General features: G+C 61.6%; 8 protein-coding genes. 4 read left to right on the top strand and 4 right to left on the bottom strand.

Going from position 1 to position 12609, the window contains the following annotated elements; translation table 11 throughout:
• The first annotated feature begins 75 nt into the window (after nucleotides 1-75).
• Complete coding sequence (gene gudD / locus AB4N80_RS24010; protein ID WP_305471173.1) at nucleotides 76-1377, top strand: glucarate dehydratase; 1302 nt, start codon at nucleotides 76-78, stop codon at nucleotides 1375-1377.
• Between the two features lie 280 nt (nucleotides 1378-1657).
• On the opposite strand, the gene glgB is transcribed toward gudD, so the two are convergent.
• The 3 genes from glgB to AB4N80_RS24025 form a co-directional block, all read right to left on the bottom strand.
• Nucleotides 1658-3892, bottom strand: a complete 2235-nt coding sequence (gene glgB, locus AB4N80_RS24015; RefSeq protein ID WP_305492042.1) for a 1,4-alpha-glucan branching protein GlgB — start codon at nucleotides 3890-3892, stop codon at nucleotides 1658-1660.
• 11 nt (nucleotides 3893-3903) lie between these two features.
• Complete coding sequence (treS, locus tag AB4N80_RS24020) at nucleotides 3904-7248, bottom strand: maltose alpha-D-glucosyltransferase (protein WP_305481311.1); 3345 nt, start codon at nucleotides 7246-7248, stop codon at nucleotides 3904-3906.
• A gap of 181 nt (nucleotides 7249-7429) precedes the next feature.
• Nucleotides 7430-9427, bottom strand: coding sequence for an alpha-1,4-glucan--maltose-1-phosphate maltosyltransferase (locus AB4N80_RS24025; RefSeq protein ID WP_460079149.1), 1998 nt, complete (start codon nucleotides 9425-9427; stop codon nucleotides 7430-7432).
• Nucleotides 9428-9638: 211 nt separating this feature from the next.
• Here AB4N80_RS24025 and AB4N80_RS24030 point away from each other — a divergent pair, with 211 nt between their 5' ends.
• Nucleotides 9639-9803 carry a hypothetical protein gene (locus AB4N80_RS24030; RefSeq protein ID WP_163006832.1) on the top strand — a complete coding sequence of 55 codons (165 nt, stop codon included), beginning with the start codon at nucleotides 9639-9641 and terminating at the stop codon, nucleotides 9801-9803.
• A 126-nt stretch (nucleotides 9804-9929) separates the two neighbouring features.
• Here AB4N80_RS24030 and AB4N80_RS24035 read toward each other — a convergent pair whose 3' ends face one another.
• Entirely contained in the window at nucleotides 9930-10436 is a 507-nt protein-coding gene (locus tag AB4N80_RS24035; RefSeq protein ID WP_122568113.1) for an MgtC/SapB family protein, read from the bottom strand.
• Between the two features lie 138 nt (nucleotides 10437-10574).
• Here AB4N80_RS24035 and AB4N80_RS24040 point away from each other — a divergent pair, with 138 nt between their 5' ends.
• Nucleotides 10575-10808 (top strand): DUF3203 family protein, encoded by a 234-nt coding sequence (locus AB4N80_RS24040; RefSeq protein WP_122568112.1) that lies wholly within the window; start codon nucleotides 10575-10577, stop codon nucleotides 10806-10808.
• Nucleotides 10809-11094: 286 nt separating this feature from the next.
• On the top strand, nucleotides 11095-12507 hold the full coding sequence (gene ccoG / locus AB4N80_RS24045; protein WP_305481309.1) for a cytochrome c oxidase accessory protein CcoG: 1413 nt from the start codon (nucleotides 11095-11097) through the stop codon (nucleotides 12505-12507).
• Nucleotides 12508-12609 lie beyond the last annotated feature (102 nt).

The raw sequence follows: 12609 nt of genomic DNA on the forward strand, positions 1-12609 counted from the left end.
AGCTTCAACGCGAATACCGAAGCAGGTCCGGTGGCGAGCCTTTCAGAAACCAGCAAAGCCCCGATCATCACCAGCATGCAGGTCGTGCCGGTGGCCGGCCATGACGGCATGCTGCTGAACCTCAGCGGCGCCCATGGCCCGTTCTTCACCCGCAACATTGTCATTCTCAAGGACAACGCCGGCCACACCGGCGTGGGCGAGGTGCCCGGCGGCGAGCGCATTCGCCAGACCCTCGAAGACGCCCGCTCGCTGGTGGTCGGCAGCCCCATCGGCACGTACCAGAAGATCCTCAACACGGTGCGCCAGGCCTTCGCCGACCGCGATGCCGGCGGCCGTGGCTTGCAGACCTTCGACCTGCGCATCACCATCCACGCGGTCACCGGCCTGGAAGCGGCGCTGCTGGATCTACTCGGCCAACATCTGGACGTACCGGTCGCCGCCCTGCTCGGCGAAGGCCAGCAACGCGACGAAGTGAAAATGCTCGGCTACCTGTTTTACGTCGGCGATCGCCAGCAGACCGACCTGGCCTATCGCAGCGAACCGGACGCCGACAACGACTGGTTCCGCGTCCGTCACGAGAAGGCCCTGGACGCCGCCGCCGTGGTCCGCCTGGCCGAAGCGGCCCAGGCTCGCTATGGCTTCCAGGACTTCAAGCTCAAGGGCGGCGTGCTCCAAGGCGACGCAGAAATCGAAGCGGTCACGGCACTGGCCGAGCGCTTTCCCCAGGCACGCATCACCCTGGACCCGAACGGCGCCTGGTCACTCAAGGAAGCGATCCGTTTGTGCCGCGACCAACATAAGGTGCTGGCCTATGCCGAGGACCCTTGTGGTGCCGAGAACGGCTATTCGGGGCGCGAGGTCATGGCCGAGTTCCGCCGCGCCACGGGCCTCAAGACCGCGACCAACATGATCGCCACCGACTGGCGCGAGATGGGCCACGCCATCACCTTGCAGTCCGTGGACATTCCCCTGGCCGATCCGCATTTCTGGACCATGCAGGGTTCCGTGCGAGTGGCGCAGATGTGCAACGAATGGGGCCTGACCTGGGGCTCGCACTCCAACAACCACTTCGACATTTCCCTGGCGATGTTCACCCACGTGGCCGCCGCCGCACCGGGCGACATCACCGCCATCGACACTCACTGGATCTGGCAGGACGGCCAGCGGCTGACCAAGGCGCCCTTGCAGATCCAGGGCGGCTGCGTGCAGGTGCCGAAAAAACCGGGGCTAGGGATCGAGCTGGACACCGACCAACTGGCCAAGGCCCATGAGCTGTACAAAGGCATGGGCCTGGGGGCGCGGGACGATGCGGTAGCGATGCAGTTCCTGATTCCGGGCTGGACGTTCAACAACAAGCAACCGTGCCTGGTTCGTTAAAGCGACCAATACCCCTTGCTTGAAGTCACCCACGACTTCTTGTGGGAGCGAGCTTGCTCGCGATGACGGTGGGTCAGCCACATTGATGTCGACTGACACTTCGCTATCGCGAGCAAGCTCGCTCCCACATTGGGTCTATGGAGCCCATGAGCTGGAAGTCACCCATGACTCCCTGTGGGAGCGAGCTTGCTCGCGATGACGGCGACACATCCAACATCGCCTTCTCAGGCAGACCGCATCGCGAGCAGGCTCGCTCCCACAGGGGACTGTGTAATCAGATCTAGCCCTCCGGCCGCAGGATCAACACCGCCAACGGCGGCAGGTTGAGTTCCAGTGACAAGGCCTGGCCGTGGCTGGGCACTTCTTCGGTGGAGGCACCACCGCCGTTGCCGTAGTTGGAACCGGCGTAGGTGTCGGCATCGCTGTTGAGCAATTCGACCCAGCGCCCGGCGAACGGCACGCCGACCCGGTAGGCCTCGCGCGGCACCGGGGTGAAATTGGCGACCACCAGCACCGGCCGGCCCTCCTTGCTCCAGCGCAGCCAGGCGTAAACGCTGTTGAGCGCATCGTCGCCAATCAACCATTGAAACCCCTGCGGCGCGTCATCCTGGTCATGCAGCGCCGGCTCTTCCCGATAGAGCCGGTTCAGATCGCTCACCAGCTTCTGCACGCCCCGGTGCTCAGGATATTGCAGCAGGTACCAGTCCAACTGCTGATCGTGGTTCCACTCGCGCCATTGGCCGAACTCACAGCCCATGAACAACAGTTTCTTGCCGGGATGGCCCCACATGAAACTGAGGTAGGCCCTGAGGTTGGCGAATTTCTGCCAGCGGTCACCGGGCATCTTGTCGATCAGCGAGCGTTTGCCATGGACCACTTCGTCGTGGGAAATCGGCAGCACGAAACGCTCGGACCAGGCATATACCAGACCGAAGCTCAGTTCGTTGTGGTGATGGGCGCGGTACACCGGGTCTTGCTGGATGTAATGCAGCGAATCGTGCATCCAGCCCATGTTCCACTTGTAGGCGAAACCCAGGCCACCTTGCTGGGTGCTCTGGCTGACCCCCGGCCACGCCGTGGACTCTTCGGCGATGACCAGCGCGCCAGGAGTTTCCAGCGCCACCACATCGTTGAGGTGCCGCAAAAAATCGATGGCTTCAAGGTTTTCCCGGCCGCCGTGGCGGTTGGGTACCCACTCGCCAGCCTTGCGCGAATAGTCGCGGTACAACATCGAGGCCACGGCATCCACCCGCAGGCCATCGACGTGGAAATGCTTGAGCCAGTGCAGCGCCGACGCCAGCATGAAACCGTGCACTTCGGTGCGGCCCAGGTTGTAGATCAGCGTGTCCCAATCCTGGTGGAAACCCTCCAGCGGGTTGCCGTATTCGTACAGTGCGGTGCCGTCGAACTGGGCCAGACCGTGGGTATCGGTGGGAAAATGCGCCGGCACCCAGTCGAGGATGACCCCGATATTGGCCTGGTGGCAGGCGTTGATGAACGCGGCGAAATCGTCGGGCGAACCGAAGCGTGCCGTTGGCGCGAATTGCGACAGCGGCTGATAGCCCCAGGAGCCACCAAATGGGTGTTCCATGATCGGCATCAGCTCGATGTGAGTGAAGCCCAAATCCTTGACGTACGGAATCAGCCGCTCGGCCATTTCATGCCAGTTGTATTGCCGGGCCACCTCCCCCGCTTCGTCGATTTCGCACTGCCAGGAGCCGGCGTGCAATTCATAGATCGACAATGGCGCGCCCGGTAGCTGGCGTTCGCGACGGTTTTGCATCCACTCGTCGTCCTGCCACTCGATCTTCAAAGGTGCAGCGACTTTCGACGCCGTATCCGGCGGCATTTGCGTGGCCAACGCCACCGGGTCGGCCTTGAGGGGCAGAATGCCGTGGGCCCCAAGGATTTCATACTTGTAGCCTTCGCCGGAGCCAAGCCTCGGGATGAAGATCTCCCACACGCCGGATGGATAGCGGATACGCATCGGATGCCGGCGCCCATCCCAGACGTTGAAATCCCCGACCACCGAGACACGCCGGGCATTCGGCGCCCAGACCGCGAAACGCACGCCGTCGATACCGTCGACGGTGGTCAGTTGCGCGCCGAGGCAGGAGCTGAGGTCGCGGTGATTACCCTCGGCAAACAGGTAAAGGTCCATCTCCCCCAGCAGCGGCCCGAAGCTGTACGGGTCCTCCGCCACTTGCTCGCCGCCGGCCCAGCGAGTGCGCAGCAAGTACGCCTGGGCGCGATCGAAATGGCCGACGAACAACCCCGGGGTTTCGGTCTGTTGCAGGTCACCGAGCTCTTCACCGCCGTCGCGGGCGAGCACCTGCACGCTCAACGCGCCGGGCAGGTAAGCCCGGATGAATTGCCCGCCCGCACCGTCGCCATGGGGGCCAAGGATGGAAAACGGGTCATGGTGTTCGGCGCGCACCAGCGCGTCGATGTCATGGGGGGCCGGCAGCAATGACTCTTTGGCCTGCCCCTGGGGTTCTTTGTTCGAGACACTCATGATTCTCTCCACTAAATCGGTCCGGCTAAGTCGGAAAAGGGTTTCAGCCCACTCAATAACCCGTACAGACCGTGCAAAGGCACGGGCAGCCAGGCGGGGCGATTCTCGGCTTCATAGGCCACTTCATAGGCCGCCTTCTCCAGGCCGAACAACGCCAGCGCAGCGTCTTCGCCTTCAGCATCCTTCCATTCATGAGCAAGACTAGCTGCCGCCAGTCGATATGCTTGGACAAATGCCTCGCGGGCCTCTTTTAAATAACGATCTGCCACCCGTTGCCGCGCCGCATCGGCATCGGCGGTGCTGTCGACAGTGTTCAAATGGATCGCCATGGCGGCAGCGTAATCGAAGGAACGCAATACGCCACTGACGTCCTTGTACGGGCTGTGCTTGCCCCGACGTTCATGCAGCGGCCGTGCGGGCTCGCCTTCGAAGTCGATCAGGTAGGCGTCGCCCTTGATCACCAGCACCTGCCCCAAGTGCAGGTCGCCGTGGACGCGGATACGCAAGCCACCGACAGCCTTGCCGGCCAACGCCTGGATATGGGCCAGGACGGTTTTCTTGTGCTCCAGCAAACGTGCGACCATGGCCTGGTCCGCCGGGTTCAATTGGCCCTGGTTCTGCTTGAGCAGACGCAAGGCGTTTTCCACTTGCGCGGTCACGTCCTTGCCGATGGCCTGGGCTTCCTTGGCATTGGTGGCCTGGGGAGCGAAGTCCGGATCGTCGGTGGCTTGGGCCAGCACCTGGTGCATTTCCCCCAGGCGTTGACCGAGCATGCCGGCAAAATCCTTCAACTCGCCCAAGGCATTGTAGTGTTGCTCCTGTTCGGACACGGCATCGGCCAACTCATCACGCAACGCACGTTCGAGGTTGTTCTGGGTCCATTCCCACGCATCGCCCTGGTTGCTCAAATAGCCCTGGGCAATCATCAACAGCGCATCCTCGCCCTGGGCATCGCGGCGTATCACCGACCCCAGCAGCGGTGAGATATTGCTGAAGCCCGCGGCCGTCAGATAGGCACTCATCTCCAGTTCCGGATGCACGCCCGAGGCGACTTTGCGGATCAGCTTGAGCACCAGGCTGCCGCCGACCACCACCGAACTGTTGGACTGCTCGGCGGACAGGTAACGCACTTCCGGCTCAGCCCCCAGGTTCAACGCGCTCAGGCCTTCGGTGGGCTCGAACCGCAATTCACCTTCGGTGCAGGGCAGCACCGTACCGGCCTGCATGCCTTGCAGCACGGCCCGTATGAAATGTTCCAAGCTGAACGCATCGGTGATCAAACCGACTTGGCGAACCCTGCGCACGCGGGACAATGCCAATTGCTGTGGCAACGCCGCGCCCACCTGATCTTCAGGTAGCAGGCCGAACGGCAGTTGATAGCGCAAGGTCTGGCCAGCACTGGTGACGTCGATTTCGCTGAGCAGCACCGGATGCTGCGGATCGCCGAAGCGCACGCCATAGACAATATTGACCTTCTCGATCGCACTGTCCTTGCCAGCGAACCAGCGGCGGTTCTGCAACCAGCTCGGCAGGATGGTCTGCTCCAGGGTGGTGCGCGACGGCGCTTCGAGCAACTCTTCCAGGCGTTTTTTCAACACCAGGGTGGTGAAGTCCGGCAGGCTTTGGGCCGGTTCCACATGCCAGCTCGGCATCTGGTTTTCGGCGGCCAGGGCGAACCAGTAGAAGCCGTACGGTGGCAGGGTCAGCAGGAAATTCAGCTGGCCGATGGGTGGGAAGGCATTGCCGCCCAACATTTCCACCGGGACCATGCCGGCATAGGCCGACAGGTCCAGCTCGGCAGCCTGGGCACTGCGGGACACGTTGGCCACGCACAGGATGATTTCGTGCTTGCCATCGGGCCCGGTGTATTCGCGGGTATACGCCAGGATCCGACGATTGCTCGGCGAGAGCATCTTCAACGTGCCCCGGCCGAAGGCCTTGGATTGCTTGCGTACCGCCAGCATTCGCCGGGTCCAGTTGAGCAGCGAGTGCGGGTCGCCGGCCTGGGTTTCGACGTTGACCGACTGGTAGCCGTATTGCGGATCCATGATCGGCGGCAGCACCAGGCTGGCCGGGTCGGCCCGGGAGAAACCGCCGTTGCGGTCAATGGACCACTGCATCGGTGTGCGCACGCCATCGCGGTCGCCCAGGTAGATGTTGTCGCCCATGCCGATTTCATCGCCGTAATACAACGTCGGCGTGCCGGGCATCGACAGCAGCAGGCTGTTGAGCAATTCCACGCGGCGACGATCACGCTCCATCAACGGTGCCAGGCGTCGGCGAATCCCCAGGTTGATCCGCGCCCGACGATCGGCCGCGTAGTAGTTCCACAGGTAATCGCGCTCCTTGTCGGTGACCATCTCCAGGGTCAGCTCATCGTGGTTGCGCAGGAAAATCGCCCACTGGCAGTTGGCGGGGATCTCCGGAGTCTGGCGCAGGATGTCGGTGATGGGGAAACGGTCTTCCTGGGCCAGCGCCATGTACATGCGCGGCATCAACGGGAAGTGGAACGCCATGTGGCACTCGTCACCATTCATTCCCTCGGCATCCACATCGCCGAAGTACAGCTGGGTATCTTCCGGCCACTGGTTGGCTTCGGCCAGCAACATGCGGTCGGGGTAGTTGGCGTCGATCTCGGCACGGATCTGCTTGAGGACGTCGTGGGTCTCAGGCAGGTTTTCGTTATTGGTGCCGTCGCGCTCGATCAGGTACGGAATAGCGTCCAGGCGCAGGCCGTCGATGCCCATGTCCAGCCAGTAGCGCATCACCGACAACACGGCCTTGATCACCTGTGGATTATCGAAGTTGAGGTCGGGCTGGTGGGAGTAGAAACGGTGCCAGAAGTACTGGCCGGCCACCGGGTCCCAGGTCCAGTTGGATTTCTCGGTGTCGAGGAAAATGATCCGCGTACCGTCGTACTTGTGATCGTCGTCGGACCACACATAGAAATCCCGCGCTGCCGAACCCGGCTTGGCCTTGCGCGCACGCTGGAACCACGGATGCTGATCCGAGGTGTGGTTGATGACCAACTCGGTAATGACCCGCAGGTTGCGCTTGTGGGCTTCGGCAATGAACCGCCGCGCATCGGCCATGGTGCCGTAGTCGGGGCTGACGCCACGGTATTCGGCAATGTCATAACCGTCGTCGCGCCGAGGCGAAGGATAGAAAGGCAACAGCCAGATGGTGTTGACGCCCAGGTCGGCGATGTAGTCGAGCTTCTCGATCAGGCCGGGGAAATCGCCGATCCCGTCGTTATTGGAGTCGAAATAGGATTTTACGTGGACCTGGTAAATCACCGCGTCCTTGTACCAGAGCGGGTCTTTGATAAAGGTGGCAGACCGGGGTTTCTTCGCCATTTGCAACTCCTGATAATTCATTAAAGCCGCGGGATACAGGCTTGTGAGATCTTTTTGTGGCGAGGGGATTCAGCGAAACCGTACCGCTTTGTGGGAGCAAAGCTTGCTCGCGATACAGGGCGCCTCCGTTCCTCAGGAGACCGCGTCATCTTCATCGCGGGCAAGCCTTGCTCCCACAGCGTCACGCCACACTGATCCGCCAGATCCCGAACGGCTGGTTCGCCGGGTCAATGCGCATGAACTGATACTTGCCATACCAGGTCCAGCGGTGCCCGCTCATTAAATCCTCGCCCTGGGTCTGGGCATCGTCCGGCAAGCCCATCTCCCACAGCGGCAATTCGAAATTGGCTTCCTGCGGGTTGTGCGGATCAAGGCTCACCGCCACCAGGATGAAATTGCTGCCATCGGCTGTGCGCTTGCCGAAATAGAGAATGTTGTCGTTCCAGGCGTTATAGATTTTCAGGCCCAGGTGGCTATGCAGCGCTGGGTTCTGTCGGCGGATGCGGTTGAGCTGGGCGATCTCGGCAACGATGTTGCCCGGCGCGGTGAAGTCGCGAGGACGAATCTCGTACTTCTCCGAATCGAGGTATTCCTCCTTGCCCGGTACCGGGGCCGATTCGCACAGTTCGAAGCCCGAATACATGCCCCACAGGCCTGAGCCCATCGTTGCCAAGGCCGCACGGATCAAGAAGCCCGGGCGCCCCGACTCATGGAGAAAGGCCGGGTTGATGTCTGGCGTGTTGACGAAAAAATTCGGTCGGTAGCATTCGCGCCAAGGCGATTCATTGAGTTCGCTGAAGTAAGTCGCCAGTTCGGCCTTGCTGTTGCGCCAGGTGAAATAGGTGTAGCTCTGGGAATAACCGACCTTGCCCAGGCGCGCCATCATCGCCGGGGTGGTGAACGCTTCAGCCAGGAAGATCACTTCGGGGTATTGAGCCCGGACATCGGCGATCAGCCATTGCCAGAACGGCAGCGGCTTGGTGTGCGGGTTGTCGACGCGGAATATCTTCACGCCTTCCTTGACCCAGCCCACCACGATGTCCCGCAACTCCACCCACAGGCTGGGAATCGCATCGGCCGCGTAGAAGTCGACGTTGACGATGTCCTGGTATTTCTTCGGCGGGTTTTCCGCGTATTTGATCGTGCCGTCCGGCCGCCAGCTGAACCAGCCCGGGTGCTGCTTGAGCCACGGGTGATCCTGGGAACACTGGATCGCAAAGTCGAGGGCGATTTCCAGGCCGTGGTCCGTAGCTGCCGCCACCAGACGCCGGAAGTCCTCGCGGCTGCCCAATTGCGGGTGAATGGCCTCGTGCCCGCCCTCCTCGCTGCCGATGGCATAAGGGCTGCCCGGGTCGTCGGGGCCGGCGGTGAGGGAGTTGTTCGGACCTTTGCGGAAACTGCGACCGATAGGGTGGATCGGCGGGAAGTACAGCACGTCGAAGCCCATATCCTGGATCATCGCCAGGCGCGAATGCACGTCGTTGAAGGTGCCGTGGCGAGCGGGATTATCAGTGATCGAGCGCGGAAACAACTCGTACCAACTGGCGAATTCGGCCAGTTTGCGCTCCACGTCCAACGGGTACTGAGGGCTGATGCTCAGATAAGGCCGGTGGTCGGCCTGTGACATGAGATCGGCGCTGCGCGGCGCCAGGAACAATGCTACCTGTTCGGCCGGCAACAGGCCGGAGAGTTCATGGTGCAATGCGGCCAGCTGTTCGCTCAGCTCGCCTTCGCTGCGCTCGGAGGCCATCTGCACTTGATTGCGCCCTTCCTGCAGCTCCAGGCTGATAGGCACCCCGGCGCCGAACTTCTTCTCCAGTTCGTAGCGAAAGCTGGCGAACTGATCGATCCAGGCTTCGATACAGAACACATAACGGCCCTGCTCCGGCACAGTGAATTGACCGTGCCAGCCGTTATTGCCCAGGTCACTCATGACCTCGCTGTTCCATACCTCGTCCTGCTGCGAACGCCAGCGAATTCGCACCGCCAGCTTGTCGTGACCGTCGGCGAACACTTTACTGGTCACCGTCACGTCCTGTCCGGCCACGGCCTTGGCGGCAAATTGCCCGCCGTCGATCACTGGCATGGTGTTTTCAATCGCGATACGCGGTAACAACAAGGCTTGAGACAACGGCAAATGCGGGTTGTAGGCCAGGTCAGACGGGTGTTCAGCAGTCATCGAGCATCGCTCCTTTTACGCCCCATGGACGCGCTTGTGGCGGTAAAGGCCCAACGGGTCCCTGAAAAAAACTCACTTAAACTCCGAACCGGGACGACGGCTAAAAGTTCAGCGGGATTTGCCCTCGATGCATCCGGGATCAAAGCCGGCGCAGGATGGTCAACAACAATAAGCACGACTCAAGCCATGTGCGTTACGGAGACCCGTCCCGATGAACATTCCCATCCCGGCCGAAACACCCGATCCGAACATCGACGACCCGACCTTGCCCCCGCCCGGCCCTGATCCGGAACCGATTCCAGAGAAAGACCCACCGCTGGACCCACAACCGCCCAAGGGTGACCCGCCCAACGAGAATGTGCCAGAACAGGCTTGAATCAATGGCCTGATGGCAATTCCCTGTGGGCGCGAGCTTGCTCGCAATAGCGGAGTGTCATTCAGCATAGTGGCTGGCTGATCCTCCACCATCGCGAGCAAGCTCGCTCCCACAGGTTTTATGTATTCAGGCTGATGGTTTGTCGTCCTTCTCCAGCGCCCGGACAATCACCGGCATCACACTGAAGATCGCCAGCGCCAGCACCGTGCTGAGCACCGCGGTGGCTTCCCGGCCCAGCCCGGCCGCAACGCCGATTGCGGCGGTCATCCAGAGGCCGGCCGCCGTGGTCAGGCCTTTGACGTGACTTTCGTCGCCATCGTTGTTTTTCAGGATGGTGCCGGCGCCAAGAAAACCGATGCCAGCGACCACGCCTTGGATCACCCGGCTCATGGCGTCGGCCTGGGACCCGGACATCTGTGGCACCAATACAAACAGCGCCGCCCCCAAGGCCACGAGCATGTGGGTTCGCACGCCGGCGGCCTTGCCCTTGTGTTCGCGCTCGAAACCCAGGATGCCGCCCAGCAACGCGGCCATGACCAGGCGCACCGTGACCCGGGTCATCTGCTGGGCATCGGTGATATCGGCGAACTCCGCCTGCAGGGTTATCCAGACTTCATGCCACCAGGCTTCCATGGACCGTCCTCTTTTTCCATTCGATAAACGATGGACCGCAAGCGAAGCCAGAGGTGCGCCTGACCGCTGATCAGGCGCGACGAACCCTGGCTACCGGGCCGCGCCTAATGTTCAGGACATAACGAAGGAAGTGCTGCCATGCCTATAAGTATCAAAAACCAGACCTGCCATTTCGACAGCCTCCCCGGCTCGCCACAGCGCCCCGCCAGCGAGCTGACCATCATCACCGACCCGGACAAGGCCATGTCCGCCGTGGAGATCAATGGCGACCGGGTCTACATCACCGAGGCCGAAGCCGAAGCCCTGACCGTGGCCGGCGCGACCGACGGGCGCAAGCACCTGAAGGCCACGGACAGCGGCTCGGCGATCTGAGCCTGTTGACGCCTCTGCGAGGTATTCAATCTGTGGGAGCAAAGCTTGCTCGCGATAAGAACAACACGATACCTCTTGAACCGAGGTGCCTGTATCGCGAGCAAGCTTTGCTCCCACAGATCCTTGGCACAGATGTTGTTCGCTCCCCCTCGGGTGCATCAAAGTGTCGCAGCGCCTGGGCTTCGCGGCATCTGATCCGGTTTTTATCGAAACACCTGAGTCTGTTATGCAAACAGTTCCATGGTCATAGTGCACCGGCCAGATAGAGGCTGATGAGCGACCGACCATGAGCGATAGAATCCCCGTCCAGTTGATACAGACGTTCGAACCTGCGCCAACGAAGATCAAGGCCAGGACCACCGACAACCTGATCCACACCCGCAGCTTCACCGGCTTGTTCCGCACCTTGCGCATCAGCGGTGCGGGGGTTCTGTTCTTGCTGTTCTTTGGCACGGTGTGGTTGAACTGGGGTGGCCGCCAGGCGGTGCTCTGGGACCTTTCCGAAAGCAAGTTCCACATTTTTGGCGCGACCTTCTGGCCCCAGGATTTCATCCTGCTGTCGGCCCTGTTGATCATCGCCGCCTTCGGCCTGTTTGCGATCACCGTGTTTGCCGGTCGCGTGTGGTGCGGCTACACCTGCCCACAGAGCTCCTGGACCTGGCTGTTCATGTGGTGCGAGAAAATCACCGAAGGCGAGCGCAACCAGCGGATCAAGCTGCAAGCAGCCCCCTGGGGCCTGAACAAACTGTTGCGCCGCAGCGCCAAGCACACTTTGTGGCTGGCCATCAGCCTGCTCACCGGCCTGACGTTCGTGGGCTACTTCACACCGATCCGCCCCTTGGCCGAAGAACTGCTGACCTTGCAAATGGCGGGCGTGAGCCTGTTCTGGGTGCTGTTCTTTACCGCCGCCACCTACCTCAACGCCGGCTGGCTGCGGGAAGCGGTGTGCATGCACATGTGCCCCTATGCACGCTTTCAGAGCGTGATGTTCGACAAGGACACCTTGACCATCTCCTACGACACGGCCCGCGGCGAAATCCGCGGCCCGCGCAAACGCGAGGTGAAGCCGGCCAATATCGGCCTGGGCGACTGCATCGACTGCCAGATGTGCGTGCAGGTCTGCCCCACCGGCATCGACATCCGCGACGGCTTGCAGATGGAATGCATTGGCTGCGCGGCCTGCATCGATGCCTGCGACTCGATCATGGACAAGATGGGCTACGCCCGTGGCTTGATCAAATACACCTCCGAACATCAATTGCAGGGGGGCAAGACTCACCTGCTCAGGCCTCGGCTGATCGGCTATACCGCCGTGCTGCTGGTGATGATCGGCGCACTGGCCGTGGCCCTGGTGCAACGGCCCATGGTGTCGCTGGATGTCAGCAAGGACCGTGGCCTGTTCCGCGAAAACAGCGCCGGCCAGATCGAGAACATCTACAGCCTGAAAATCATCAACAAGACCCAGCAGCGCCAGGACTATCACCTGTCCCTGGTGGACGGCGACGGCTTCGTCCTGCAGGGCAAGACCCAACTGAGCCTGGCCCCGGGGGAAATCGTCGATGTGCCGGTGTCGGTGGCGATGCTCAGCGAACGGCCCGACAAAGGTTCCCAGGCAATGACATTCAAGGTCGTCGACAGTGACGAGCCGGGCATCTACAGCGTGGCCCAGAGCCGTTTTGTCGCACCGATGAATCGTTGAAGCTTTAAGATGCGAGCACCCTGTGGGAGCGAGCCTGTGGGAACAAAGCTTGCTCGCGATACAGGCGACACAAAATCAACAGTAAGGTCGCATCATCGTTCT

The sequence above is a fragment of the Pseudomonas sp. H3_A02 genome (assembly GCF_054671965.1).